The sequence below is a fragment of the Pseudomonas folii genome, assembly GCF_014357575.1.
In the GTDB taxonomy this organism is placed as follows: Bacteria; Pseudomonadota; Gammaproteobacteria; order Pseudomonadales; family Pseudomonadaceae; genus Aquipseudomonas; species Aquipseudomonas folii.
Window position 1 is genome coordinate 1 of record NZ_JACONW010000083.1, and the last position, 25,898, is coordinate 25,898.

General features: G+C 57.3%; 22 protein-coding genes. 14 read left to right on the plus strand and 8 right to left on the minus strand.

Annotation, left to right across the window (positions count from 1 at the left end; genetic code table 11):
• Window positions 1-35: 35 nt before the first annotated feature.
• Complete coding sequence (uvrD, locus tag H8S59_RS16825) at window positions 36-2,219, minus strand: DNA helicase II (protein WP_187522170.1); 2,184 nt, start codon at window positions 2,217-2,219, stop codon at window positions 36-38.
• Window positions 2,220-2,470: 251 nt separating this feature from the next.
• Here uvrD and hexR point away from each other — a divergent pair, with 251 nt between their 5' ends.
• Together hexR and H8S59_RS16835 are read left to right on the plus strand one after the other, a co-directional pair.
• Window positions 2,471-3,337, plus strand: a complete 867-nt coding sequence (gene hexR / locus H8S59_RS16830; RefSeq protein WP_027902358.1) for a transcriptional regulator HexR — start codon at window positions 2,471-2,473, stop codon at window positions 3,335-3,337.
• A gap of 318 nt (window positions 3,338-3,655) precedes the next feature.
• Complete coding sequence (locus tag H8S59_RS16835) at window positions 3,656-3,880, plus strand: PA3496 family putative envelope integrity protein (RefSeq protein ID WP_187522171.1); 225 nt, start codon at window positions 3,656-3,658, stop codon at window positions 3,878-3,880.
• Here the strand turns inward: H8S59_RS16835 and H8S59_RS16840 are convergent.
• Entirely contained in the window at window positions 3,834-4,784 is a 951-nt protein-coding gene (locus tag H8S59_RS16840) for a LysR family transcriptional regulator (protein ID WP_187522172.1), read from the minus strand. The two genes, H8S59_RS16835 and H8S59_RS16840, sit on opposite strands and share 47 nt — an antisense overlap.
• Window positions 4,785-4,969: 185 nt before the next feature.
• On the opposite strand from H8S59_RS16840, the gene H8S59_RS16845 reads away from it, so the two are divergent.
• From H8S59_RS16845 to H8S59_RS16860, 4 genes are all read left to right on the plus strand, one after another.
• Window positions 4,970-6,385, plus strand: a complete 1,416-nt coding sequence (locus H8S59_RS16845) for an acetyl-CoA carboxylase biotin carboxylase subunit (protein WP_095093062.1) — start codon at window positions 4,970-4,972, stop codon at window positions 6,383-6,385.
• 100 nt (window positions 6,386-6,485) lie between these two features.
• Entirely contained in the window at window positions 6,486-8,294 is a 1,809-nt protein-coding gene (gene oadA, locus H8S59_RS16850; RefSeq protein ID WP_187522173.1) for a sodium-extruding oxaloacetate decarboxylase subunit alpha, read from the plus strand.
• Between the two features lie 278 nt (window positions 8,295-8,572).
• The gene (locus tag H8S59_RS16855) at window positions 8,573-9,889 is read left to right on the plus strand and encodes a type II toxin-antitoxin system HipA family toxin (RefSeq protein ID WP_187522174.1); all 1,317 of its coding nucleotides are present in this window, start codon (window positions 8,573-8,575) and stop codon (window positions 9,887-9,889) included.
• Window positions 9,886-10,164, plus strand: a complete 279-nt coding sequence (locus tag H8S59_RS16860) for a helix-turn-helix transcriptional regulator (protein ID WP_187522175.1) — start codon at window positions 9,886-9,888, stop codon at window positions 10,162-10,164. Before H8S59_RS16855 ends, H8S59_RS16860 begins: the two co-directional genes overlap by 4 nt.
• Window positions 10,165-10,257: 93 nt before the next feature.
• On the opposite strand, the gene H8S59_RS16865 is transcribed toward H8S59_RS16860, so the two are convergent.
• From H8S59_RS16865 to H8S59_RS16880, 4 genes are all read right to left on the minus strand, one after another.
• A complete protein-coding gene (locus tag H8S59_RS16865; protein WP_187522176.1) occupies window positions 10,258-10,851 on the minus strand; it encodes a hypothetical protein in 594 nt (197 codons plus the stop codon).
• Between the two features lie 264 nt (window positions 10,852-11,115).
• A complete protein-coding gene (locus H8S59_RS16870; protein ID WP_187522177.1) occupies window positions 11,116-11,790 on the minus strand; it encodes a GNAT family N-acetyltransferase in 675 nt (224 codons plus the stop codon).
• Between the two features lie 11 nt (window positions 11,791-11,801).
• Window positions 11,802-12,248, minus strand: a complete 447-nt coding sequence (locus tag H8S59_RS16875) for a GNAT family N-acetyltransferase (protein WP_187522178.1) — start codon at window positions 12,246-12,248, stop codon at window positions 11,802-11,804.
• A gap of 232 nt (window positions 12,249-12,480) precedes the next feature.
• A complete protein-coding gene (locus H8S59_RS16880; protein WP_187522179.1) occupies window positions 12,481-13,104 on the minus strand; it encodes an FMN-binding negative transcriptional regulator in 624 nt (207 codons plus the stop codon).
• Window positions 13,105-13,193: 89 nt separating this feature from the next.
• Between H8S59_RS16880 and pdxR the strand changes: the two genes are divergently transcribed.
• Complete coding sequence (gene pdxR / locus H8S59_RS16885) at window positions 13,194-14,741, plus strand: MocR-like pyridoxine biosynthesis transcription factor PdxR (protein ID WP_187522180.1); 1,548 nt, start codon at window positions 13,194-13,196, stop codon at window positions 14,739-14,741.
• Between the two features lie 345 nt (window positions 14,742-15,086).
• Window positions 15,087-16,298: a YeeE/YedE family protein gene (locus tag H8S59_RS16890; RefSeq protein ID WP_187522181.1), complete on the plus strand. Its 1,212-nt coding sequence runs from the start codon at window positions 15,087-15,089 to the stop codon at window positions 16,296-16,298.
• Window positions 16,299-16,441: 143 nt separating this feature from the next.
• Here H8S59_RS16890 and tkt read toward each other — a convergent pair whose 3' ends face one another.
• Window positions 16,442-18,517 carry a transketolase gene (gene tkt, locus H8S59_RS16895; protein WP_187522182.1) on the minus strand — a complete coding sequence of 692 codons (2,076 nt, stop codon included), beginning with the start codon at window positions 18,515-18,517 and terminating at the stop codon, window positions 16,442-16,444.
• 228 nt (window positions 18,518-18,745) lie between these two features.
• On the opposite strand from tkt, the gene H8S59_RS16900 reads away from it, so the two are divergent.
• Window positions 18,746-19,630, plus strand: a complete 885-nt coding sequence (locus tag H8S59_RS16900; protein ID WP_095093053.1) for a bestrophin family protein — start codon at window positions 18,746-18,748, stop codon at window positions 19,628-19,630.
• A 183-nt stretch (window positions 19,631-19,813) separates the two neighbouring features.
• Here H8S59_RS16900 and H8S59_RS16905 read toward each other — a convergent pair whose 3' ends face one another.
• Window positions 19,814-20,686 carry a LysR family transcriptional regulator gene (locus H8S59_RS16905; protein WP_095093052.1) on the minus strand — a complete coding sequence of 291 codons (873 nt, stop codon included), beginning with the start codon at window positions 20,684-20,686 and terminating at the stop codon, window positions 19,814-19,816.
• Window positions 20,687-20,883: 197 nt separating this feature from the next.
• Here H8S59_RS16905 and H8S59_RS16910 point away from each other — a divergent pair, with 197 nt between their 5' ends.
• The 5 genes from H8S59_RS16910 to H8S59_RS16930 are packed head-to-tail and all read left to right on the plus strand — an operon-like array spanning window position 20,884 to window position 25,886.
• Complete coding sequence (locus tag H8S59_RS16910; protein WP_425504585.1) at window positions 20,884-21,879, plus strand: amino acid ABC transporter substrate-binding protein; 996 nt, start codon at window positions 20,884-20,886, stop codon at window positions 21,877-21,879.
• A 29-nt stretch (window positions 21,880-21,908) separates the two neighbouring features.
• Window positions 21,909-23,063 (plus strand): amino acid ABC transporter permease, encoded by a 1,155-nt coding sequence (locus H8S59_RS16915; protein WP_187522184.1) that lies wholly within the window; start codon window positions 21,909-21,911, stop codon window positions 23,061-23,063.
• Between the two features lie 8 nt (window positions 23,064-23,071).
• Window positions 23,072-24,160 (plus strand): amino acid ABC transporter permease, encoded by a 1,089-nt coding sequence (locus tag H8S59_RS16920; RefSeq protein WP_246475389.1) that lies wholly within the window; start codon window positions 23,072-23,074, stop codon window positions 24,158-24,160.
• Window positions 24,157-24,930, plus strand: coding sequence for an amino acid ABC transporter ATP-binding protein (locus H8S59_RS16925; protein WP_095093048.1), 774 nt, complete (start codon window positions 24,157-24,159; stop codon window positions 24,928-24,930). The genes H8S59_RS16920 and H8S59_RS16925 overlap by 4 nt, the downstream gene beginning before the upstream one ends.
• A complete protein-coding gene (locus H8S59_RS16930) occupies window positions 24,930-25,886 on the plus strand; it encodes an isoaspartyl peptidase/L-asparaginase family protein (protein WP_187522186.1) in 957 nt (318 codons plus the stop codon). Before H8S59_RS16925 ends, H8S59_RS16930 begins: the two co-directional genes overlap by 1 nt.
• Window positions 25,887-25,898: the final 12 nt, after the last annotated feature.

Genomic DNA, 25,898 nt, shown 5'->3' on the forward strand with positions numbered 1-25,898 from the left:
AATCTCCCACAAAAAGGCGCGTTCAACGTGTCGAATCAAATCGCTTCCAGCTTCGCGTAGCCCATCATCAGCCACTTGCTGCCTTCGGCAAAGTTGACCTGCACCCGTGCCTGAGCGCCAGCGCCTTCAAAGTTCAGGATCACGCCTTCGCCAAACACCGCATGCTGCACACGTTGCCCAAGGCTGAAGGCGGTCTCCGGAATGCCGGCGCCGTTGAACAGGCTGCTGTTGCTGACCTTCTGCGTACCACCGAAAGGTCGGGTGACGCTATTGGACAAGCGCACTTCCTGAATCAGCAGTGGCGGGATTTCACGTACGAAACGAGACACCTTGTTGTAGGTCTCGCTGCCGTACAGACGACGGGTTTCGGCGTAGGTCATCACCAGCTGTTGCATGGCGCGGGTGATGCCGACGTACGCCAGACGTCGTTCCTCTTCCAGGCGCCCCGGTTCTTCCAGGCTCATCTTGTGGGGGAACAGGCCTTCTTCCATGCCCACCAGGAACACGTAAGGGAATTCCAGGCCCTTGGCACTGTGCAAGGTCATCAGCTGAATGCTGTCTTCATGCTCTTCAGCCTGGGTATCCCCGGCTTCCAGCGAAGCGTGCCCAAGGAAGGCGGCCAATGGGGTCAGTTCGGCGTCGTCTTCGTTGTTTTCGAAGTTGCGTGCGGCGCTGACCAGTTCCTCAAGGTTTTCTACCCGTGCCTGGCCTTTTTCGCCTTTCTCTTCCTTGTGGTAGTTGATCAGCCCGGACTGCTCGATGACGGTCTGCGTCATCAAATGCAGCGGCATCTCCATGACCTTGGCTGCAAGGCTTTCGATCAGCTCGACGAAACCGCCCAGCGCGCTTGCTGCACGGCCGGTCAGGCCTTTATTGGCGATCAGTTGGCGAGTGGCTTCCCACATCGAGACATCGGCATGGCGAGCATGCTGACGAATCGCTTCGACGGTTTTTTCACCGATGCCGCGGGCCGGAACGTTGATGATCCGCTCCAGTGCCGCATCGTTGCCACGACCTTCGAGCAAGCGCAGGTAAGCCATGGCGTTCTTGATTTCAGCGCGTTCAAAAAAGCGCTGGCCGCCATAAATGCGGTACGGAATTCGTTCGCGCAGCAATGCTTCTTCGAGCACCCGGGATTGGGCGTTGGAGCGATACAGAATGGCGATTTCGCTGCGGGCAAGACCGGTCTTGAGTGCGCTTTCAATGGTCTCAACCACGTAGCGGGCTTCGTCGTGTTCGTTGAAGGCTGCGTACAGATTGATCAGTTCGCCATCGCCGACATCCGTCCACAGCTCTTTGCCCATACGGCCGCTGTTATTGATGATCAGCCCGTTAGCAGCCTTGAGGATGCTGGCGGTCGAGCGATAGTTCTGCTCAAGACGAATGACTTCGGTGTCCGGGAAGTCCGACGAATACTGGTGGATGTTCTCGATCTTCGCGCCGCGCCAGCCGTAAATCGACTGGTCGTCATCGCCCACTACCATCAGGCTGTCGCCACCCTGCGCCAGCAAGCGCAGCCATGCGTACTGCACGGCGTTGGTGTCCTGGAATTCGTCCACCAGCACATGGCGGAAGCGGCGCTGGTAATGAGCGAGCAGCCCGGGATTGTCGCGCCACAGGTCAAGCGCCCGCAGCAGCAGCTCGGAAAAGTCGATCACCCCGGCACGCTGGCAGGCGACCTCATAGGCTTCATAGACCGACTTCATGGTGGTCAGGAACAGATCGCCGCTGGCCTGAATATGCTTCGGGCGCAGACCTTCGTCTTTTTGACCGTTGATAAACCACGTGGCTTGTTTGACGGGCCAGCGTTGTTCATCCAGCCCCAGCTCGCGCATGACACGCTTGACCAGACGTTGCTGGTCGTCGCTGTCCAGAATCTGGAAGGTCTGCGCCAGATTGGCTTCCTGCCAGTGCGCCCGCAACAAACGGTGCGCAAGGCCGTGGAACGTGCCCACCCACATGCCTGCCGGGTTGATGCCCATCAGTTGTTCGATCCGGTGGCGCATTTCTGCGGCCGCCTTGTTGGTGAACGTCACCGACAGGACCGAATGTGGCGAGGCTTGCTCGACCTGGATCAACCAGGCGATGCGATGCACCAGCACACGGGTTTTGCCGGAACCAGCGCCGGCCAGGACCAACTGACGACCCACGGAGGCAGCTACGGCCTGACGTTGGGCATCGTTGAGGGAATTAAGCAGAAGGGAGAGATCATCGCGCATCGACGCATTCTAGGGTGCCGAGCGAAACCGGGCAAACCATGCTTTGCGCGAATCGACAAAAGCCATGTCTGGCGACGGGCGGCGAGCGGTTATCCGGACATCGAGTGTTTGCATCAAGGGAATGCGACGAGGCGGCGGGCGAACTGCGATTTATGATCAGAGGAGCGTTTAACTGGGCGTCCCGCAGGTCATGTAGTATAACTACAAAAAAGCTACATCCCGTCCCATGCACCTTTGCCGAGTCTGCCCCTTTGAATCTGCTGCAACACATCGCCCAGTCACGCCATCTGTTACGCAAGTCGGAGCTGAAAGTCGCCGACCACGTGCTGCTTGACCCTGCGGCTGTGATGCACAGTTCCATGGCCGATCTGGCGCATAGCGTTGGTATCAGTGAACCGACCATTGTGCGCTTCTGCCGTGCCATTGGTTGTACGGGCTTTCAGGACCTGAAGCTCAAGCTGGCGCAGAGCCTTGCTGCCGGTGCCAGCTTTGGCCAGTTCGCGATTCACGAAGATGACTCGGTCGCTGACTACAGCCTGAAGATTTTCGATACTACGCTGCACACCTTGATGGAAGTTCGCGAAAACCTTGATCCCCATGCGTTGCAGCTGGCGGTGACGGCCATGGCCGCAGCCAAGCGGGTCGAGTTTTATGGTTTTGGTGCGTCGGGTGCGGTAGCGGCTGACGCTCAGCACAAGTTCTTCCGGCTGTTGCTCAGCGCGGCGGCTTATTCGGATCCGCACATGCAGGCCATGTCGGCCGTTACGTTGGTCCCCTCCGACGTCGCTGTCTGCATTTCCCAGTCCGGGCGCTCCAAGGATCTGCTGATTACGGCGAATCTGGTTCGCGAGACAGGTGCGACGTTGATCACTTTGTGCCCAAGTCAGACGCCACTGGCTGAACTGTCGTCAGTCAATCTGGCAATTGATGTCCATGAAGACACCGAAATCTATACCCCGTTGACTTCGCGTATCGCGCATCTGGTTGTCATCGATGTGCTGGCAATGGGTGTAGCCATGGCTCGCGGGCCTAGTCTGGTCAACCATCTCAAGAGCGTGAAGCGCAGCTTGCGCAGTCTTCGTCTGTCGCCCAAGTCGATCAAATCCCACGAGGATTGATCGTTTCGACGCCGGTGCAAAAACTGCTGCCAGTTACCCGAAAGTAGCCGGCAGCAGTTCATTGCGATGAAACTGATCTGTGCTTATCCATGAGTGATTTCAATGTGCTCATGGTGTCGCTCCCTGATGTATAAGCATTTGCGTCCTGCAGGCTCACTATTGCCGAGAGCGACGCTCGGGGAGCGATACATATTTATATTCTGGTTTTTTAATCGTAAATGAAGGTTCGTGATTTTCACTAACCTGTCATGCGCGCGCCGCCAAATCGTCATGGCTTGGCGGCATTCTGTACTCCCGCAACGCACTGGGAGACAGGATATGCCTCGGCACTACGATGACTCGCAACAGAGCAGCACCGTCAAAACCCGCCGTCAGCAGGAAGATCAGCGACGTATGGGATTCCGTCGGGCAATAGAAAGCTATTCCGAAGCGCGTCGGCTCAATCAGGAGCTGTGCGACTTTGAGGAGAGCGTTTCACAGCGCTTCTGGCAGGCGGCTAAACCTTTGGAAGACGCCCGTCGAAACGCTCCATCAGCTGGCTGATCTGCGCACGTTCGGTGCGGATGAACGCCAGGAAGGCGTGCGCCACGGGCGACAGGCGGCGATCCCGAGCCTGCACTACGCACCAACTGCGATACAGCGGCAACTCTGCCACCGGTAATTCCTTGAGCATGCCGGTGGCAAGTTCCAGACTGACGGCGTGACGAGTCAGCATCGCGATGCCCAGCCCGGCCAGTACGCTTTCACGCTGCGCCTCGTGAGCCGACATCTCAACGGTCGTGGTGAAATGCACACGCTTGTCTTTGAAATACTCTTCGCAGGCCTTGCGAGTCCCCGAACCATTTTCCCGAATCAGCAATGTATAGGGCTCCAGATCCTTGAGCGCCAACGCACGTCCGTCGCATAACGGATGATCCGGCGGAGCGACGGCCACAATCGGATTATTGAGAAACGGCAGGAATTCCAGGCCCATGTCCTGGGGCACCATGGACATTACGACCAGATCATCGCGGTTATCCGACAGCCTTCTGATCACTTGAGCGCGATTGACCACTGTCAGGTTGAGAATGACTTCCGGGTATTTACGCTTGAAGGCGGCAAACAAGTGGGGGATGAAGTATTTGCAGCTCGATTCGACGGCCAGTTTCAACTGCCCTTGTAGCGAGCCCTGCATGTCAGTGAGCTGCATATCCAGGCTTTCCAGGCGTCCGAAAATATCGCGACTGGCCAGTTGCAGCGCTTGCGCGGCTTCGGTCAGGTAAAGCTTTTTGCCGACGTACTCAAACAGCGGCTGGCCTACGAGCTCTTCAAGCTGGCGAATCTGCAGACTGACAGCCGGCTGCGTGAGCGACATTTCCTCTGCTGCTCTGCTGTATGAACGTAAATCACACACTTCGTTGAAAATCCGTAACTGACGCAATGTCATACGCATCAATGACTTACGCATTTATAACCGCCCTGCCTGCTCGCTGAAGCATCAACTATAAGTCTTTACTTATACACAACCCAATTTTTACTCATTTTTGTTAATCCCTGATCGGGCATAGGGTGTCCCTGCGGCAATCAACCACATGCGCTGTTACAAAAACCCGTTCAGCTGCAAACACCGGTTCAACGGTCGAGGAAATACTCGTGATAACAAAAATCCTGATCGCCAACCGTGGAGAGATCGCTGTCCGGATCGTGCGCGCTTGCGCCGAGATGGGCATTCGTTCGGTGGCAATCTTTTCCGACGCCGACCGTCATGCGTTACACGTAAAGCGGGCGGACGAAGCCCACAGCATCGGCGCCGAACCTCTTGCGGGTTATCTGAACCCGCGCAAGCTGGTTAACCTCGCAGTGGAGACAGGTTGCGATGCGCTGCATCCCGGTTATGGCTTTCTGTCAGAAAATGCCGAACTGGCTGACATCTGCGCTGAACGTGGAATCAAGTTCATTGGGCCGTCTGCTGAAGTCATCCGTCGCATGGGTGACAAGACAGAGGCACGCCGCAGCATGATCAAGGCCGGCGTACCCGTTACGCCCGGTACCGAAGGCAATGTGGCCGATATTACCGAGGCGCTGCTTGAAGGAGACCGCATCGGGTATCCCGTCATGCTCAAGGCCACCTCGGGTGGCGGCGGGCGGGGTATTCGCCGCTGCAACAGCCGCGAAGAACTGGAGCAAGCTTTCCCGCGAGTGATTTCCGAGGCGACCAAGGCATTTGGCTCGGCGGAAGTCTTTCTCGAAAAATGCATCGTTAATCCCAAGCACATCGAAGCGCAGATTCTTGGCGACAGCTTTGGCAATGTCGTGCATCTGTTCGAACGCGATTGCTCGATTCAGCGCCGCAATCAGAAGCTGATCGAGATCGCCCCCAGCCCGCAACTGACGCCCGAGCAGCGGGCCTACATCGGCGATTTGTCGGTACGTGCCGCCAAGGCGGTGGGCTACGAAAATGCCGGGACTGTGGAGTTCCTGCTTGCCGAGGGCGAGGTGTACTTCATGGAGATGAACACCCGGGTGCAGGTGGAACACACCATCACCGAGGAAATCACCGGCATCGATATCGTCCGTGAACAGATTCGCATCGCGTCCGGACTGCCGCTTTCGGTCAAGCAGGAGGACATCATTCACCGTGGCTTTGCCCTGCAATTCCGGATCAATGCCGAAGACCCGAAGAACAACTTCCTGCCGAGCTTCGGCAAGATCACCCGTTATTACGCGCCTGGCGGTCCTGGTGTCCGCACGGATACGGCGATTTATACCGGCTACACCATCCCGCCGTATTACGACTCCATGTGCCTGAAGTTGATTGTCTGGGCACTGACGTGGGAAGAGGCGATGGACCGCGGCCTGCGCGCACTGGATGACATGCGTCTGCAAGGGGTGAAAACCACTGCCGCGTATTACCAGGAAATCCTGCGTAACCCGGAATTTCGTAGCGGTCAGTTCAATACCAGTTTCGTTGAGAGCCACCCAGAACTGACCAATTACTCGATCAAGCGCAAACCCGAAGAGCTGGCCCTGGCCATCGCTGCCGCTATTGCCGCCCACGCAGGCTTATGAATAAGCAGCGGCAAGCTCCAAGCCGCAAGCTTCAAGCGAAAGCAGATCTGCTTTTACTTGCCGCTTGTAGCTTGCAGCTTGTCGCTATGAGGAGATCCAAATGTCTAAGAAAATCTTCGTAACCGACACCATCCTGCGTGACGCCCACCAATCGCTGCTCGCCACCCGCATGCGCACTGAAGACATGCTGCCGATCTGCGACAAGCTGGATAAAGTCGGCTACTGGTCGCTGGAGTGCTGGGGCGGTGCGACGTTTGATGCCTGTGTGCGCTTTCTGAAAGAAGATCCGTGGGAGCGTCTGCGCCAACTGCGCGCCGCATTGCCCAACACGCGCCTGCAAATGCTGCTTCGCGGCCAGAACCTGTTGGGCTATCGCCATTACAGCGACGACGTGGTCAAAGCTTTCGTCGCCAAGGCCGCGGTCAATGGCATTGATGTGTTCCGTATCTTCGATGCCATGAACGATGTGCGTAACCTGCGCGTCGCCATCGAGGCGGTGAAAGCCGCGGGCAAACACGCTCAGGGCACCATCGCCTACACCACCAGTCCGGTGCACACCATCGAGGCCTTTGTCGCTCAGGCCAAACAGATGGAGTCCATGGGTTGTGATTCGGTAGCCATCAAGGACATGGCCGGTTTGCTGACACCTTATGCGACAGGTGAACTGGTCAAGGCACTCAAAGCCGAGCAGTCGCTGCCGGTGTTTATCCATTCCCACGACACGGCGGGTCTCGCTGCCATGTGCCAACTCAAGGCCATCGAGAACGGCGCAGACCATATCGACACTGCCATCTCCAGCTTCGCCTGGGGCACCAGTCATCCGGGCACTGAGTCCATGGTTGCCGCCCTTAAAGGCAGCGAATTCGATACCGGATTGAACCTGGAACTGCTGCAGGAAATTGGTTTGTATTTCTACGCAGTTCGTAAGAAATATCACCAGTTCGAAAGCGAATTCACGGCTGTCGATACGCGTGTGCAGGTCAACCAGGTGCCGGGCGGTATGATTTCCAATCTCGCCAACCAGCTCAAAGAGCAAGGCGCGCTGAACCGTATGGGCGAAGTGCTGGCCGAGATTCCACGTGTGCGCAAAGACCTGGGTTATCCACCGCTGGTCACGCCGACCTCGCAAATCGTCGGTACTCAAGCGTTCTTCAACGTATTGGCCGGTGAGCGTTACAAGACCATCACCAATGAAGTGAAGCTGTATCTGCAAGGCGGCTACGGCAAGGCGCCGGGTCAAGTGGATGAAAAGCTGCGTCGGCAGGCCATTGGTAATGAAGAGTTGATCGACGTTCGACCTGCCGATTTGCTCAAGCCGGAAATGACCAAGCTACGCGGCGAAATCGGTGCCTTGGCTAAATCAGAAGAAGACGTGCTGACCTACGCCATGTTCCCTGACATTGGCCGCAAGTTCCTCGAAGATCGTGCTGCAGGTGCTCTTAAACCTGAAGAGTTGTTGCCCATTCCAGAGGCGGGTGGCGTGAGCAGTGCGAGTGGAGAGGGCGTACCGACCGAGTTCGTCATCGACGTGCACGGCGAAAGTTATCGCGTGGATATCACTGGCGTGGGCGTCAAAGCAGGCGGCAAGCGACATTTCTATCTGTCCATCGATGGCATGCCCGAAGAAGTGGTGTTCGAGCCACTCAATGAGTTCGTCAGCGGCGGTGCGAGCAAACGCGCTCAGGCCACGGGTCCAGGCCACGTCAGCACTGCCATGCCCGGCAACATCGTTGATGTTTTGGTCAAGGAAGGCGACATGGTCAAGGCCGGTCAGGCTGTCCTAATCACCGAAGCGATGAAGATGGAAACCGAAGTCCAGGCTTCAATTGCCGGCAAAGTGGTCGCCATTCATGTGGCCAAGGGGGATCGGGTCAATCCGGGCGAGATACTGGTTGAGATTGAGGGTTGAAATATTAACTGCCGGCTCTGCCGCGCTGTGGCAAACAGGTCTCTACAGGAGCTGCCGAAGGCTGCGATTGGGGATGAATGCTTCGCAGCCTTCGGCAGCGCCTACAGAAATAACGGTTAGATTTCCTCGGGGGGGCCTTTATGGCTCCCTTTTTTTCGTCAAACCCTAGGAACTGCATTAAATTGCATGTATTACCTCATACATGAATCAAGAAATGCACTATAGTGCAGATAAGTACACTTTTACTGTCTGAAAAGTGCAATAAATTGCAGGCGCCCATGTATAACCTCACGCTCCAGATTTATGGCTGTGGCATCTGGAAGGATGCAATGACCCTTTCGTTCGACGACCCCACAAAAGGGTTTCTTGGCCCATGCCGTTTCGCTTACAAGGCGGGGTATGTTCTGGACGCTTATCCGGATTCATTCTCCCAAGGCGTGAGCGCCCGCCTGCCGGTGGATTTTGAAACCTTCTCATTGCCCGAGGCCCCGGCCTTCCTGCATGACATTGCTCCTTCCGGAGCGGCCAAGCGCTTCCTCATCGCCCAGCTCGGTCGACAAAAGCCGGAAGGCTTGAGCGATGACTTGTACCTGCTTGGGCGCAGCACGCCCGCTCCTATTGGCAACTTGCGGATCAAGGAGTCAGTAGCGGTCCTGGAGGAGGGCGAAGCCATGGGCTTTACGCGTGCGGATGTCATCACCCGTGACCAGCATTTTCTTGAGTATGCCTATGAACAGGGCGCTGCCATTGGTGGGGCTACCGGCGCGGGCGGCGAAGCGCCGAAGTTGTTGATGACTGAGGACGCTGACGGCCTGCTGTACCCCGATGCGGTACTGGCTGATGAGCTTGCCCGGGAGCACTGGTTCATTAAGCTCGCCCGAAACCAGGCCTTGAAAAACGATCAGGATATTCTGCGCAGTGAGTATTTGTACTACAGGGCGTTGCAACAGCTTGGTATCGACACAGTCGCGACAGAGGGTATGGCGCTGGAGGAGGCGAACAAACCGAGCCTGTGGATGAAACGCTTCGATCGTCGTATCACGGAGCAAGGGGTAGAGCGGTTGGCAGTGGAGTCGATCTATTCACTCGCCGGAGTGACATTGCCAGGTAGCCGCATGGATCATCTGGAAGTCCTCACGCTCTTGAGCGGCCTTTGGTCGCAAGCCGGGCAGAAGGTGGAAATACCTGATCTGGTGGCCGAATACCTGCGCCGTGACTTGATCAACCAGATTCTTGGCAATTCGGATAATCACGGTCGCAATACGGCAATTATTCGCAGTCAAGACGGTTATCGGCTTGCGCCCATTTATGATCTTGCACCCATGGTTATGGATGCCGAAGGCATCACACGTACAACAAAATGGGCGAAGTCCATTGAGCGGGCGGGGAACGTAAACTGGCGCGCAGCGTGCGATGCACTGGCAGATATTCTTGATCCGCAGCAGGCTTTCGAACGCTTGCGTCAGGATGCCCAGCAGCTAAGAGCGCTACCGGATATATTGCGTGACAGTGGTTTACCGGACGCGACGTTCAACCATCCCGCCATCGCTTTGGGCAAACTGGACCAGCGACTGACGACCTGGGGGCTGCAATGACTTTATCCATCGACGCTCGCGCTCTGCTGATCGAAAGCGTTCAACAGGGTATCGCTGAAGGTAGTCTTGAGATGGGTGAAGCGGTCAAGCGCCTGCGTGTGGAGGGGGCGAAGCTGCATCAAAGTCAGTACGCCCGAATGTGCAAAATCTCGGTGCGCACGCTGATTCAGATCGAGCAGGGTGAGGGTAACCCGACGCTCAAGTCGTTGAATGCGGTGTTCCGGCCGTTTGGTTTGCAGATGGGCGTGGTGAGGCGTCATAAGCAGATTAGTTAATGGCGTCTCACCACGCATAAGGAAGCCCCTGCCCCAGCACGGGCCCCTATACAAAGATGACCTCACGCGTTGAGAGGGTCAGGCCAATCCCCGTTACGATTTTTTATAGCGTTGTTGGATGACCTCAGCCACCTGCCTGAAGCTGATGCTCTTCGTCGCGATCTTCTGCATACCGTCTTCAGGCAAGTAGCCAAACTTTACGTAAAGTATGTCTCCTTGAGCCATCTGTCCCGCGCTCAAGCCATCGAATGACTTTTTCATGGCATCCAGACTGGTCGGGCTTGCAACGAGTGTTACCCAGTCCGGTACCGGAATGGTGCTGGCAAAATAGCTCACCACATTGACCAGTGCATCGCCGATAGGAAACACAGCTGTGAATCGCTCCTTGGGCTTGAACCTTGCGATACCCATGTAGATGTCCGGCAGGTCTTTGATGTTGCTTTCGATCCCATGCTTTTGATGAGAAAGAAGGTACTCGAAGATCTGCAATGACGTACCGACAATGATCAGCGACTGAGCACCCACAGCGCTGTCCGAAAACGTATGTCTAAGGGTGCTGCTCACTGGGAGAGATTTCTTGAGCTCCCTGCGATCGACGATAACGCTACCGTATTTGCCGTTGTGCAAAACCGGGGAAGGGACCCGCCACGGGTTTTCTTGCTTTGCTGTTGCGCGTAATACATTCATTTCACAACATCCTTGTTGTCTTATTGCGAGTTAGTCAGGGCAGGCCTTGTTGGCCTGAACTGAACCTTAGACCGACAAAGGCTTGTTGTCGGTTCTCTAACGGACTGATGTGTAACGGATTGTTGGGGTAGCAGAGCAACGCATGCGCCGCTGTCTGCTCAGTTCATCACGTCCTTCGAATCCCTTCAGGAGCTGCCGAAGGTCGCGAAATCAAGTGCCTGACACTCCGGTTTCGCCCCCTTCGGCGGTACATGAACTAATCGCTCAAAGTCCGCGAAAAGCCTCCAACCCCTTCACCTGCTGGCCATCCTTGAAGTTATCCACAGCCAGCCAGCTCTCGAAGGCTTGCTGTAGATGAGGCCATTCCTTGTCGATAATCGAATACCAGGCTGTGTCACGGTTCAGGCCTTTGACCACCATGTGCTGGCGGAAGGTGCCTTCGTAGCTGAAGCCAAACCGTTCTGCGGCGCGTTTGGAGCGGGCATTGTTGGCGTTGCATTTCCATTCCAGACGGCGGTTGCCCAGCGCGAATGACTCTTTAGCCAACAGATAAATCGCCTCAGTACCTTTCGGTGTCCGTTGCATTGATGCGCCGAAGGTCACGTGGCCGATCTCGATCCGGGCGTGTGCGGAGACGATGGACAGAAAGCTTATGCAGCCGTTGGTGACCCCTGTGGCCTGATCAACTATGGCGTAGAACCACGGATCGGTATCGGCTTCATGACGGCCCAGCCACGCATCAAAATCGCTGCGTTCCAGAAACGGTCCGTACGGCAAATAATCCCATAACTTCGGATCAGAACCGGGGCCTTGCAGTGCAGTCCACAAGCCCTCGCCGTGGCGCGCGACGCTGAGTTTTTCCAGACGGATGAAGCGTCCTTCCAGCGTTCGGGCATCTGGAAGTCTGGCGGGCTGCCAATCAGGTACAGGGGTCGACATAGACACGTTTCCTAGATCATTTTGCGAAATTGAATGTAGCCTGGACGTTCGGCGATACGTTCATAAAGCTGGATCGCGGTGGCGTTGGTTTCATGTGTCAGCCAGTGAACCTTGTCGCAGTCATTGGCCTTGGCGATTGTATAGACGTGCTCGATCAGCAGTCGGCCAATGCCGGTCCCACGTTGATCGGGAGTCACCAGCAAGTCCTGAAGATAACAGGCATTGGCGATGCTCCAGTTGGAACGATGGTAGATGAAATGGACCATGCCCACCGCTTTGCCATCTTGCCAGGCCAGTGCCGCGTTGGTCGGCTCTGTCGGGTCGAGAAAGCGCGCCCAGGTACTGGCAGTCACGGCGTCGGACAGCTCGGTTTTGTAGAACGTCAGGTAGGCGTGCCATAGCGGTAACCAGGCGGCGTGATCCTGCTCGGTCACGGGGCGGATCTGAATGTCCGACATGGCTGTTCCTTATCAAAAAATAACCCACTGAAGAAACGGGGTTTTTCGTAGGACCGGCTTTAGCCGGGAGGGGGCCGGTACATTCGCACAGGAATCTTCACCTGAGATAATGTCCTCCCGGCTAAAGCCGGTCCTACGGGTTCTCTGTTTACTGCGACAGCGTGATGTCAGGGACACCGGGGCTGCTCCTAAAGGCTCTGGGTTACGTTAAAAATACGGCGTCTTCTGCTTTTCAGCTCATCTGACGAGCCAGTTCCTGATCTTTGATATCTACGCTCGCGGTCAGCCCTTCACGCACACCTGCGAAGTCTGCGGCAGAGCGATTCTGGCCGAGCTTGCGTTTACCCTCCAGGCGCTCAATGGGTAACGCGAAGCCGACAATGGCGTTGAGCATCTTGTCGATGTAATCGGCGGGCGCATCGGCCACGGCCCAGGGGCTGGCACGCCCGCTTTCATGTTTGTCGGTCAGGCCGCTGACTACTTCCAGCAGTCGCTGCGGATCATTGAAAACCTGCGCGACGCCATAGGCGTGAACGGCCACGTAATTCCAGGTGGGCACTACTTTGCCGTGCTCAGCCTTGGCCGGATAAAACGATGGGCTGATGTAAGCGTCAGCACCGGGGAAAATCACCAGTGCCTGCGCGCCATTTTCCAGCGCCCTCCACTGTGGATTAGGCCTGGCCAAGTGTCCGTATAGCGTGCCATTTGCGCCTTGATCCGCCCGCAACAGCAGCGGCACATGGCTGGCCTGCATGCCGTGTTCGTCATGAGTGACCAGGATCGCCAGTCGGGTGTGCTCAATGAGCGCGTGCAATCTGCCCAGATCGTCGTCTTTGAAATAGCTCGGTATGTACATGGAAATATCTCTTGGCCGAAGCCCCAATCCTAGGCAGGCTATTGGACTGATGTAAGAGCCATTAATAGTCAGTTTGATAGGGCCAATACATGTCCGAACAGCCGCCATCGTTCCCGTTCAGCCTTGCCGGTATTGAGCTTGATCGCCGTCAGGGGTTGAGCCGTCAGCTCTATCACGCGCTACGCGCACGTATCCTCGAAGGGCGTTTGAGCGGAGGAACTCGATTGCCGGCCAGTCGGGATCTGGCTGAATCCCTGAGCATTTCCCGCAACAGTGTTATGCGCGCCTACGACCAGCTCTACGCCGAGGGTTTCACGGAGGGGCGTGTTGGCGACGGGACCTATGTGGCGCAATTACCTAATCAGGGAGTGCCTGGTAAAAAATTATCCACAAAAGTGTCCACAGGGTTATCTACAGGCTTACCCACAGCTTTATCCACAAACTCAAACAGTTCGCTGCTTAATCTGCCTGACGGAGTTATCCACAGCCCGGCAATCAAAAGGCTTGAGACGCATCATCTGAACGCTTATTTGCCCAGCGCGCCTCGGGCTTTCAGGGTCGGCGTTCCGGCGTTCGATCTGTTCCCTTTTGCAGTTTGGGGCAAGCTTTACGCGGCTTTTTGGCGTAAGCCGGATCTGGCGATGCTGGGTTATGGTCCGGCAGCTGGCGATACACGTTTGCGCGAGTTGATCGCTGCTTATCTGCGTACCTCGCGGGGCTTACAGTGCCGAGGTGAGCAAATAGTAATCACCAGTGGCGCACAGCAAGCGATTAGCCTTTGTGCACAGCTGCTGTTGGAGGAAGGTGATGGTGTTGCGATAGAGAATCCCGGCTATCGCGCCGCCGGTCATGCGTTTGCCATTGCCGGAGCGAAGCTGCACGGCATTGATGTTGATGAAGACGGTATGTGCTGCGATCAGTTACAGCGGCAAGTCTGCAAACTGGCTTATGTCACGCCGTCTCACCAATATCCGGTGGGGGTAGTAATGAGCCTGGCGCGCCGCCTGGAATTGCTCGCGTGGGCCGAGAAGACACGAGGCTGGATTGTCGAGGATGACTACGACGGCGAGTATCGCTACAGCGGCGCGCCATTGGCACCTCTGGCCGCGCTGGATCGGAGTGGACGGGTTTTGTATGTCGGCACATTTGGCAAGATTGCCTATCCGGGGTTGCGTCTGGGCTATCTGGTCTTGCCTGCGGGTTTGGTCGAGCCGTTTAGCCGCCGACGAGCTGTGGATATGCGCCACTCCGAAGTAAGTACACAAGCGGTGATGGCTGAATTCATTGCCGCGGGTCACTTCCAGCGCCACATCCGCCGCATGCGCCGTGCGGCCTTGAGTCGTCGCAATACTTTGCTCCGTCACTGGCCTGAGGACATCCCCGGCTGCGCAGCAATGCCCAAAGTCGTCGCCGGGTTGCATGTGGCGGTGAGAGTGGACAGCCTTGAGCGGGAAACTGAACTGATCGAGAAGGCTAAAAGTGTCGATGTCGAGATCAGCCCGTTGAGCGGTTATTGGTTGCCGGAATCCAGTGAGCCTGTGGATAACAGGGCAGGGCTGGTTTTGGGATTTGCGGCAGTCCCGGAGGCCGACATTATTGATGCGCTGAAGAGGCTGAAGCAGGTTTGGCGAGATTGAACGAGGTCAGCGCATACCCTGTGGGAGATTCTATGTCCGCCAGCAAGCCTGATCTTGATCTTGTAGGACCGGCTTTAGCCGTGAGGACGGTATTTCAGGCGACGGAAGTTCAGCGGATATCCCAACGCCCTCCCGGCTAAAGCCGGTCCTACGGGAAGCGCGGCGCCTGTGCGAATTTATTCGCGAAGAGGCTGGTACATCACAGCGTTTTCGTCGTCAGGAATACCGCCTTCCCGGATGGATCCGGTCCCACGGGATGAGCTGTTTGCCGATAGTTCGGCAGGATCACGAAAGCTTGTGCGCGATATACTTGCCGACATTATCCTTTTCAAACCGAGACCTCCCATGAGTACTTCTCTTGCTGCGGCGCCGGCTCGCAAGCCCGGTGCGCCGCTCATTGCTATTTTCCTGTTGCTGTTCATCGCGATGTTTCTGCTTGGCAGTGTGGGTGTACGTCAGGTGCTCCTGCTCATCGTCGGCGCTGCGCTGGGCCTGACGCTTTACCACGCAGCCTTCGGCTTCACGTCCGCATGGCGTGTGTTCATTCGCGAGCGGCGCGGCGCGGGCTTGCGGGCGCAGATGGTCATGCTCGCCATCGCCGTGGTGCTGTTCTTCCCGGCCTTGGGCGCAGGGACTTTATTCGGTCAGCCGGTGAGTGGTCTGGTAGCGCCAGCAGGTGTGTCCGTGGTGTTCGGTGCCTTTATCTTCGGCATCGGCATGCAGTTGGGTGGTGGTTGTGCGTCCGGTACGCTGTTCACGGCGGGCGGCGGTAATGCGCGGATGCTGGTGACGCTGCTGTTCTTCATCCTGGGCTCGCTGATTGCGACTCACCACGTTGACTGGTGGTTCGCACTGCCGTCTTTCCCTGCGACCTCCATCGTAAAAAGCTTTGGTGTGGTCCCGGCACTGGTCCTTAGTCTGGCGGTGTTCGCGGTCATTGCATTCGTGACTGTGCGTCTGGAAAAACGTCGTCACGGCCAACTGGAAGCCGCGGTGAGCAGCGAACATGTCGGCTTGCGTCGTTTCCTGCACGGACCATGGCCGTTGGTGTGGGGCGCGATTGGTTTGGCATTGCTCAACTACGCAACCCTGGCCCTGGCCGGTCGTCCGTGGGGCATTACCTCGGCATTCGCCTTGTGGGGCGCAAAGGTCGCGGGTTCTCTGGGCGTTGATGTCGGCAGCTGGGCGTTCTGGCAGATGCCTGCCAATGCCAAAGCCCTGGCCGCACCCGTATGGGAAGACATTACCAGCGTGATGGACATCGGCATCATGATCGGTGCGTTGCTGGCGGCAGGTCTGGCAGGGAAATTCGCGCCGAACCTGAAAATCCCGGCGCGCTCCATCGTTGCGGCAGTGATCGGCGGCCTGCTGCTGGGCTACGGTTCGCGTCTGGCCTACGGCTGTAACATCGGGGCGTACTTCAGTGGTATTGCTTCCGGCAGCCTGCACGGTTGGTTGTGGCTGGTTGCGGCGTACATTGGCAACGTGGCGGGCGTCAAATTCCGCCCGTTCTTCTTCCCGGGCGAGAAGCCGCAGGTTGCGTTGAGCGGTTGCTGATAACGTCCTGCTGGACGTGGGACCGGCTTTAGCCGGGAAGGCTGCATTCCTGACACAGCATATCTATTGGCTGTACTGGCCTCTTCCCGGCTAAAGCCGGTCCCACGACCTGAATCGCCCATAAATTCCAGTTCCAACAGGTCTTACTTAGCCATCTGCTCCTTCGCCAGCTTCACAATGTTCTCCACCGTAAACCCAAACTTGGCTTGCAGTTTGTCGATGGGGGCTGAAGCGCCGAAGGTGTTCATCGTGACCTTGGCGCCCGTGTTGCCCACGTAGCGATCCCAGCCCAGCGGGCCTGCCTGCTCCACCGCAACCCGAGCGGTGACAGAGGGCGGGAATACACTGTCGCGATAAGCCTGATCCTGATCTTCAAACAACTCCCAACTCGGCATCGATACCACGCGTACAGCAACGCCCTGAGCTTTCAGTTGTTCGAAGGCCTGCACGGTCATGCCGACCTCGCTGCCGGTGGCAATCAGAATCACCTCAGGTTCGCCATCTTTGGCGTCGGCCAGCACATAAGCGCCTTTCGCCAGACCTTCCGCTGAGCTGTATTGCGTGCGGTCCAGCGTGGGCAGTGGTTGCCGCGAGAGCACGATGCATGAAGGGCGACTGGTTTGCGCCAGGGCGATTTTCCAGGCCTGCGCGGTTTCATTCGCATCACCGGGGCGCAGCGTCAGCAGACCGGGTGTAGCGCGCAGTTGGGTTAATTGCTCGATAGGCTGGTGAGTCGGGCCGTCTTCGCCCACGCCGATGGAGTCGTGGGTGAAGACAAAGATCACCGGCAACTCCATGATCGAAGCCAGACGAATCGGCGGCTTCATGTAATCGCTGAACACCAGGAATGTCGAGGTGTACGGCCGCACGTAAGACAGCGCCATGCCGTTGGCAATCGAGCCCATGGCGTGTTCGCGAATACCGAAGTGCAAGTTGCGGCCGCTGTAATTGTCGGCGGAAAAACTCCCGGCTCCGTCGAACGTCAGATTGGTCTTGGTCGACGGTGACAAGTCAGCCGATCCGCCCAGCAACCAAGGGATTTTCGCCGCGAAGGCATTGAGAACCTTGCCTCCGGACGCGCGCGATGCGATGCCTTTGGCGTCGGTCTCGAAGACTTGCAGATTGTCCTGCCACTGCTCGGGCATTTCTCCGGCGCGCATGCGTTGCAGCTCGTCGGCCAGATCCGCTTGTTCTTCTTCCAGCTGATTGAGCGCGCTTTGCCAGCTTTCATAATCGCTGACGTTGCGTTCAATCAGTGCGTCTCGCAGCGAGGTGCGTGCTTCGTCGGGCACCAGGAAGCTGGCGTTTTCATCCCAGCCATAGGCTTTCTTGGTCAGCTTGATTTCATCGTCACCCAAGGGCTCGCCGTGGGCCGCTGCGGTGTTGTGTTTGTTGGGCGAACCAAAGCCGATCACGCTGTCGACCACGATCAGGGTCGGCGCGTCATCGGTGCGTTTGAACACTTCGATGGCGCGGGCCAACGCTTCGGTGTCGTTGGCGTCTGCAACATGCAAGGTATTCCAGCCGTAGCCTTCAAAGCGGGTTTGTACGTCTTCGCTGAAGGCCAGTTCAGTGTGGCCTTCGATGCTGATGGTGTTGTTGTCGTAGATCCAGCACAGATTGGCGAGCTTCAAATGCCCGGCCATGGACGCCGCTTCAGCGGTCACGCCCTCCATCATGTCGCCGTCGCCACACAGCACATACACGTTGTAATCGAACAGCGTGCGTTCTGGCGCGTTGAAGCGCTCTCCCAGCCAACGCTCGGCCATCGCCATCCCGACGCTGTTGGCGCAGCCCTGGCCGAGTGGGCCGGTGGTGGTTTCCACGCCCGTGGTCATGCGGTATTCCGGGTGACCGGGAGTTTTGGAGTCCATCTGACGAAACTGCTTGATGTCCTCAAGGCTCACCGCCGGTTTGCCCGATGGCTTGCCGTGCTCATCGATTTCCACCACGCCTGCCAGGTGCAGCAGCGAATACAGCAACATGGAGGCATGACCAACCGACAGTACGAAGCGGTCGCGATTTGGCCAGTCCGGATGTTCAGGGTGATAGCGCAGGAACTGATTCCAGACGGTATAGCCCACCGGGGCCAGAGCCATGGGTGTTCCGGGGTGGCCAGAGTTGGCCTTCTGCACGGCGTCCATGGCCAGGGTGCGAATGGTATTGATACAGAGTTGGTCGCGTGCGGTGCGTTGTTCGCTGGAAAAAGACGAGCCCATTGAATTTACCCTCAGTGACGTGCTGCTGAACATCCAGATAAGTGTGGAGCGCAGCCGAGGGCGGTTTGTTCATTGTATTTTGGGGCTGTCCGATGGCCATTACGGCTCAACCTTAACTGAACATTAAACGGTTCAGCTTTTGTGCTGTCCTTGGCGAACCATCTACCTAAAGGGCATTCGAAGCAAGGTAGCGGCGTGTCTTACGCAGTAGCCCATGAGGTAATCCTTTTGAAACAAGCCATCATTTCTAAATACCGTTTCTTAATGAAAACCATAGGTTATGTAGGCTGGTCACTGTTCTGGCTCCTGATCTGGGACATTGTGGTCACCGCCGACTTCATGCTGTTTCTGGACCGCAAGATCAGCCTGCCCTCGTTGCCGTTGACCTTGCTCGCGTCTGCGCTGGTGGTGCTCACCAGTTTTCGCAACTCCAGTGCCTATAACCGTTGGTGGGAGGCGCGCACCTTGTGGGGCGCGATGGTGAATAACTCCCGCAGCTTCGCCCGTCAGGTGCTGACGCTGGTTGAGGATGACGGCGAGCTGAATCCCGTGAAAGCAGTGTTGCTGCGTCGCCATGTGGCCTTCGTGAAATGCCTGTCTGCGCATCTGAAGGGTGAATCCTGTGGCGACGAAGTACAGTCATTGATAACCCGCGAGGAATACGCACGCAGGCACGAAACCAACAACTTCCCCAACGACATACTTAATACGTCGGCTGCACTGTTGGCCAAAGAGTACAAAGCCGGCCGCCTGGACAGCATCCGTCTGGCGCGTCTCGAATCGACAATGGTGGAACTCTCCAACTGCCAGGGCGGGATGGAGCGTATCGCCAACACGCCGCTGCCTTATCCCTACGTGGCGTTCCCGCGTTTGTTCATCAGCCTGTTCTGCGTGATCCTGCCGATTGGCCTGGTGGACACATTGGGCTGGTATACGCCACTGGCATCGACCGTCGTTGGCTTTATGCTGCTTGCCATCGAAAAGATCGGCACCGACCTGCAAAGCCCTTTCAAAGCCAGCGAACACGAAATCCAGATGACCAAGCTGTGCGAAAACATCGAGCGCAACCTGGATTCGATGCTTCGCGATGCGAAGGTTGAGTGCACGGTTTGACTAGAAAGCGATCACCCCGCAGGTTTGATGTGATTCCGCGATTGGCGCTATGACGTGGGACCGGCTTTAGCCGGGAAGAGGCCGGTACAGTCACAACATTTCTATCGTCGGAAATGCCGCCTTCCCGGCTAAAGCCGGTCCCACGTCAGCTTGCAGGCAAACATAGAACCTCCTACAAAGGCTTCAAGAAATCCGTCTCCAAAACGCATCCGCCTCGGCATTCCTGTTACCCCGCCAGCGCACCAGAATCACTTCCAGGTGATCGGACTCCATCTCCGGATACAGTCGCACCAACTCTTTGCGCTCAATCAGCGGTGCCACCATGGTGTGGGGCATGCAGGCTACGCCATGCCCGGCGGCGGCCATTGGCTTCAGGGCTTCCGATACCGTGGCTTCGAACACCCGACGCAGGCGGTGCGGTTGCGGGTGGCGTTTGACCTGTTTGTGTGAAAGGTCATGCAATTGGGCGCTACGGGCATAGGTCAGCCACGGGATGGGGGCGTCGGAGTTGGCGCAGCGTGCGGCCACTTCAGGCGTAGCCACCCAATAAAGTTCGTCCTGGCCCAGTGATAACTCTTCGAACTCGCTCTGCCGGGAGTAGGGTTCAGTCTGGGCATCGCGATAGAACAAAATGAAGTCGCAGCGTCCCGACATCAACGCCATGTAGTAATCATCGGTGCTGCGGTAGCCCGTATCGATGCGGGTGAACATGGGCGCTTCAGCGGACGAGAACTGGCTGATCCAGTCGGGAAAGAAATTACAGCCCAAGGTATGCAACGAGGCAAAGGTCAGGGGGCGATCAATGATCTTTACGCTTTGCTCGCAGTCTCGCGCCAGACGTACCAGTTCCGAAGCGTTGGGCAGCAGCGCTTCACCGGCAGCCGTCAGCCGGATGGGGTTCTTGCTGCGATCTATCAGCGTCGCGCCCAGGCGCGTTTCGAGCAACTGGATGCGGCGGCTCAGCGCCGATTGCGATGAGCCGCGCATGCTGGCAGCGGCGGTAAACTTGCCGGTATCGGCCAGGGCCAGAAAGTCTTCGTACCAATCGATATCCATAGTTATTCCAAAATTCGATAGCGCGACCAGCATAGTGGATCAACAGTCACTAACGCATGCGGGTTTTGTATGGCTATTGTGCAGGTAATCGCCACCTGCCGATCCAACGTGGTTCATCCATAACTAGAAAAATCTGTCGTATAAGGGGCAATGCTATGCAAAAACGGAATGGCCTTAAGACTTTCATCAAGTCGTCAATGTTGCTGATCAGCCTCGTGGGTGCTGCAGGTGCGCAAGCGGGTGTACTGGAAAAGGTCAAGGCACACGGCGCTGTGCGTTGCGGTGTTGCCAGTGACAAGCCGGGTTTCTCCTTGATTGACGACAAGGGCCAATGGACCGGCATGGACGTTGACCTGTGCCGTGGCGTGGCAGCCGCTGTGCTGGGTGACGCCAGCAAGGTCGAGTACATCGCTACTACCGGCAAGAACCGTTTCACTGCATTGGCATCGGGCGAAATCGACGTCCTGTCCCGCGCGACCTCGTGGACGGCTGACCGTGTCGCCAGCCTCGGTGTAGATTTCACAACCGTCTGGTTTTACGACGGCCAGGGCTTCATGACCCACGCCAAAGATGGCATCGAGAAGCTGACGGACCTCGACGGCGCAACCTTTTGCCTGTCACCGGGCACCACTTCAGAACAGAACCTGGACGACTATTTCAGCCAGCGCGGCCTGACTTACAAGACCGTGATCATCGAAAAAAGCCCTGAGTTGTTCGCAGCTTTCCAGAGTGGCCGCTGTAACGCGATTTCCAATGATTTGTCGGGTTTGGCCTCGCGTCGTGCCGTCATGAACAACCCCCAGGACTACGCATTGCTGCCTGAAGTGATTTCCAAGGAGCCGCTGGGTGCTTACGTTGCCCAGGGCGATACCGTGTGGCGCAACATCGTGACCTGGACGGCCTATGCGCTGATGACTGCCGAAGAGTTCGGGATCACCTCGGCCAATGTCGATGAAATGCGCGCCAAGAAAGGCGGCTCGGCTGATGTCGCGCGCTTGCTGGGCACTGAAGGCACAGTCGGCAAGGCGTTCGGTATGGATAACGACTGGGCGTATCGCGCTATCAAACAGGTCGGCAATTACGCAGAAATCTACGACCGTAACCTCGGCGAGAAAACCATTCTGAATTTCCCTCGCGGCCTTAACCGCTCGTGGAAAGATCAGGGCCTGCTGTACGCGCCACCAATCCGCTGATCGCGTCACTCTCCAACGGAATCACTGTCATGTGGACCCAACGCTTGCAGAACGCTCGAGTGCTGAGCGTGCTGCAGCAAGGCCTGGTTCTGGCCATTGTTGCAGCTGTTTTTTACGTGCTGGCGCACAACGCCAGTCTCAATTTGAAAGCGCTGAACATTGCTTCCGGCTTTGACTTTCTGTCACAGCGTGCCGGTTACGACATCAGCTTCAAACTGATCGACTTCACCCCCAACGACAGCTACGGCCGTGCGTATCTGGTGGGGTTGCTCAATACGCTGCTGGTCTCGGTGATGAGTATCGTGACCGCTACCGTCGTGGGCGTGGCGTTGGGTCTGTGCAAGGTTTCCGAGAACTGGCTGATCAATCGCCTGGCCGGTGCGAGCATTGAGTTTCTGCGCAATGTGCCGTTGGTGGTGCATCTGGTCTGGTGGTACGGACTGGCGCTGGCGTTGCCCGGTGTAAAGCAGGCGGTTTCGATTTTCGATGTGGCTTATCTGAGCAACAGCGGGTTGATATTGCCATGGCCTGCACAAGGTTCACTGGTGGGCTGGGGCCTGGCACTGATGGCGCTGGGCGTTTTGCTCGGTTTGATCGCCTGTCGCTTTCGTGATGCCAAGGCCAAATGGCGCAGTTTTACGCCACGACGCTGGCCATTGCTGTTGGCGGGTGCGGTGCTGCTACCGCTGCTGGTGTATGCCCTGAGCGACGCGCACTGGAGCTGGGAAGTTCCGGTTGCCAAAGGTTTTGGTTTCAAAGGTGGCGTAGCGCTGGTCCCGGAAATGCTCGCGTTATGGCTGGCATTGTCGTTCTACAGCGCCAGTTATATCGCTGAAACCGTGCGAGGCGCGATTCAGTCGGTGCAGCGCGGCCAGTACGAAGCTGCAAAGGCGCTGGGTTTTGAATACGGCCCGACCATGCGTCAACTGATCGTCCCGCAAGCGGTGTATCCGATGATCCCGCAGGTCACCAACACCTACCTGAACATCGTCAAGAACTCCTCCCTTGGCGTGGTCATCGGCTTCATGGAACTGGTGTCCTCCACCGGCGGCACCACCTTGAACCAGACCGGCCAGGCCATCGAGTGCATCGCGCTGGTGATGGGTACGTATTGCGTCATCAGCCTGCTGATTTCCATCGCGATGAACATCTACAACCATCGCATCGGCCAGCGAGGTCATTGAGGATGAACATGATCAATCAAGCCTCCCCGGTGCGTTTGCCGCCGAGCAAACCCTTGCCGGTGCGCGTTCGTGAGTGGACGCGTCAGCACCTGTTCCCTAGTGTCGGCCATGGTCTGCTCACCGTCGCCGTGCTGGCGCTGCTGTTGTGGTGTATTCCGGCAGCGCTGAACTGGCTCGTGTTCGATGCCACATTCGTCGGCACTGCACGTACGGACTGCAACCCACATGGCGCGTGCTGGCTGCCGATCACCCAACGCTGGAACCTGTTCGTGTACGGCTTCTATCCGGAAGCTGAGCGCTGGCGGGTCAACCTGGCGCTGCTGTTGGCGGTATTCGCCTTTGTGCTGCTGTTCTTCAAGCGTCTGGATCGTCGCCTGCTGATTGGCTACTTGGCGTTACTGCCGGTGGTCATGTGGTGGCTGCTTAAAGGCGGTGCGGGATTGCCGGAGATTTCGTCGACCAAGTTCGCCGGGATGATGGTCACGGTGTTCCTCGGCACGGTGGGCATGATCTTCGCCTTGCCCATCGGCATTCTATTGGCCCTCGGGCGACGTTCGAAGAAGCCGGTGATTCGCATCCTCAGCGTCATGTACATCGAGCTGGTGCGTTCGGTGCCGGTCATCTCGCTGCTGTTCATGGCCTCGTTGATGATCCAGTTGTTCCTGCCGCCGGGTTCGGTGTTCGACATCCTGCTACGCGTACAACTGGTGCTGATCCTGTTTACCGCCGCTTATATGGCCGAGACCTTGCGTGGTGGTTTGCAGAACCTGCCGAAGGGCCAGTACGAAGCGGCTCAGGCGCTGGGCTTCGGTTACTGGAAAACCATGGGGCAGATCGTCCTGCCGCAGGTTTTGAAACAGTCAATTGCGCCGCTGCTGACGCAATTCATCGGCCTGTTCAAGGAAACCACGCTGGTGATGATCGTCGGTGTGCTGGACATCGTCGGCATCGCCATGAGCACCGCCGCCGCGCCGGAATGGGTGGGCTACGGCCATGAGATCTACATTTTCCTGGCGATCTACTTCTTCGTCGTCTGCTTCGCACTGTCGCGCTATGCCCGGCACCTTGAAAAGAAACTGGAACAGAACCGCTCATGACTGATCATCGCGAGGCTGACGCAGCCCCTATTGTGCGTATCGAGCAATTGAACAAGTGGTATGGCCAATCACACGTTCTGCGGGACATCTCGTTGTCGGTCAAACCCGGCGAGAAAGTGGTGATTTGCGGCCCGTCGGGTTCGGGCAAATCCACTTTGATTCGTTGCATAAACCAACTGGAACAGCACCAGCAGGGCACCGTTGAAGTGTTGGGTGAAGTACTGGACGGCAATGTGAAACGCCTGGAGCGTATTCGTCGACAAGTCGGCATGTGCTTCCAGCATTTCAACCTGTTCCCGCACCTGACCGTGCTGAAGAACTGCACACTGCCGCAAACTTCCAACCTCGGCGTGCCCGAGAAGGAAGCCATCGAGCGCGCTCTGGCCCTGCTCGACAAAGTGCGCATGCGCGATCACGCCAACAAGTTTCCGTCGCAGTTGTCCGGTGGACAGCAGCAGCGCATCGCGATCGCCCGTGCGTTGTGCATGCAGCCCAAAGTCATGCTGTTCGATGAACCCACCTCGGCGCTGGACCCGGAGATGATTGCCGAAGTACTGGAAGTCATGACCGGCCTGGCTCAGGAGGGCATGACGATGATTTGCGTCACCCACGAAATGGGCTTCGCCCGCAAGGTCGCGGACCGCGTGGTGTTCATGGATCAAGGTGAAATCGTCGAGCAGGCGACACCGGATCGTTTCTTCTCAGCGCCGGAATCCGAGCGCACCCGCCGTTTCCTCAATCAGATCCTCGACCATGGAGTCCACGCGTGATGTCCAACCCTATTGCAATTGCTCTGCACGGTGGGGCGGGCGTACTGACTCCAGGCTTGCTGACGCCGGAAGATGAAACAGCCATTCACGAGGCTTTGTTGCGCGCACTGAAAGCGGGACTGACGTTGCTTGAACAGGACGGCAGCAGCCTCGATGCGGTGCAGGCGGCGGTTATCGAGCTGGAAGAGTGCCCATGGTTCAACGCGGGCAAAGGCGCGGTGTTCACTCACACCGGTGATCACGAACTGGACGCGGCAATCATGCACGGCGCTAACCGGGAAGCAGGTGCCGTGGCGGGGATTCACTTTGTTCGTAACCCTATTCTGGCTGCCCGTGCAGTCATGGAGCACAGCGAGCATGTGCTGCTCGCAGGCGTTGGCGCTGATGCTTTCCTGGAAACGCAGAATCTGGAGCGCGTCGCCAACGACTGGTACGACACGGATCTACGTCGCCGTCAGTGGCAGACTCAGCTTCAACAGCCCAACAGTGTTTCGCTGGAACCGGGCGGGGTCGACAAGAAATTTGGCACCGTGGGCGCAGTGGCCCTGGACCGTCACGGTCATGTGGCTGCGGCGACTTCTACTGGCGGGATCACCAACAAGCGCTTTGGTCGTATCGGTGATTCACCGTTGATTGGTTCTGGCACATGGGCAGACGACCGAAGTGCAGCGATTTCCGCCACGGGGCACGGTGAGTTTTTCATTCGCACCGTGGTCGCCCACAACATCGCGTCCCGCGTCCTACTGACTGGCGAAACGCTCAATACAGCGTGCGATACGGTGGTGTCAGGTGAGTTGAAAGCCATGGGTGGCAACGGCGGCGTCATCGCTGTGTCGCCAACGGGCGAAACCGCACTGAGCTTCAACACGCCGGGCATGTACCGCGCATGGCGTGATGAGCAGGGTGGTTTGCATACTGCGATTTATGCCGGGGATGATCGGGTTCATACAGCTTGAGCATCACCTGTG

What these genes read in the sequence shown, in the direction of transcription:
- uvrD (WP_187522170.1), bottom strand. Translation starts at nt 2,219, where the DNA reads ATGCGCGATGATCTCTCCCTTCTGCTTAATTCCCTCAACGATGCCCAA.
- H8S59_RS16835 (WP_187522171.1), top strand. Translation starts at nt 3,656, where the DNA reads ATGCCTCGGCACTACGATGACTCGCAACAGAGCAGCACCGTCAAAACC.
- H8S59_RS16840 (WP_187522172.1), bottom strand. Translation starts at nt 4,784, where the DNA reads ATGCGTAAGTCATTGATGCGTATGACATTGCGTCAGTTACGGATTTTC.
- oadA (WP_187522173.1), top strand. Translation starts at nt 6,486, where the DNA reads ATGTCTAAGAAAATCTTCGTAACCGACACCATCCTGCGTGACGCCCAC.
- H8S59_RS16855 (WP_187522174.1), top strand. Translation starts at nt 8,573, where the DNA reads ATGTATAACCTCACGCTCCAGATTTATGGCTGTGGCATCTGGAAGGAT.
- H8S59_RS16860 (WP_187522175.1), top strand. Translation starts at nt 9,886, where the DNA reads ATGACTTTATCCATCGACGCTCGCGCTCTGCTGATCGAAAGCGTTCAA.
- H8S59_RS16865 (WP_187522176.1), bottom strand. Translation starts at nt 10,851, where the DNA reads ATGAATGTATTACGCGCAACAGCAAAGCAAGAAAACCCGTGGCGGGTC.
- H8S59_RS16870 (WP_187522177.1), bottom strand. Translation starts at nt 11,790, where the DNA reads ATGTCGACCCCTGTACCTGATTGGCAGCCCGCCAGACTTCCAGATGCC.
- H8S59_RS16875 (WP_187522178.1), bottom strand. Translation starts at nt 12,248, where the DNA reads ATGTCGGACATTCAGATCCGCCCCGTGACCGAGCAGGATCACGCCGCC.
- H8S59_RS16880 (WP_187522179.1), bottom strand. Translation starts at nt 13,104, where the DNA reads ATGTACATACCGAGCTATTTCAAAGACGACGATCTGGGCAGATTGCAC.
- pdxR (WP_187522180.1), top strand. Translation starts at nt 13,194, where the DNA reads ATGTCCGAACAGCCGCCATCGTTCCCGTTCAGCCTTGCCGGTATTGAG.
- H8S59_RS16890 (WP_187522181.1), top strand. Translation starts at nt 15,087, where the DNA reads ATGAGTACTTCTCTTGCTGCGGCGCCGGCTCGCAAGCCCGGTGCGCCG.
- tkt (WP_187522182.1), bottom strand. Translation starts at nt 18,517, where the DNA reads ATGGGCTCGTCTTTTTCCAGCGAACAACGCACCGCACGCGACCAACTC.
- H8S59_RS16905 (WP_095093052.1), bottom strand. Translation starts at nt 20,686, where the DNA reads ATGGATATCGATTGGTACGAAGACTTTCTGGCCCTGGCCGATACCGGC.
- H8S59_RS16910 (WP_425504585.1), top strand. Translation starts at nt 20,884, where the DNA reads ATGTTGCTGATCAGCCTCGTGGGTGCTGCAGGTGCGCAAGCGGGTGTA.
- H8S59_RS16915 (WP_187522184.1), top strand. Translation starts at nt 21,909, where the DNA reads ATGTGGACCCAACGCTTGCAGAACGCTCGAGTGCTGAGCGTGCTGCAG.
- H8S59_RS16920 (WP_246475389.1), top strand. Translation starts at nt 23,072, where the DNA reads ATGATCAATCAAGCCTCCCCGGTGCGTTTGCCGCCGAGCAAACCCTTG.
- H8S59_RS16925 (WP_095093048.1), top strand. Translation starts at nt 24,157, where the DNA reads ATGACTGATCATCGCGAGGCTGACGCAGCCCCTATTGTGCGTATCGAG.
- H8S59_RS16930 (WP_187522186.1), top strand. Translation starts at nt 24,930, where the DNA reads ATGTCCAACCCTATTGCAATTGCTCTGCACGGTGGGGCGGGCGTACTG.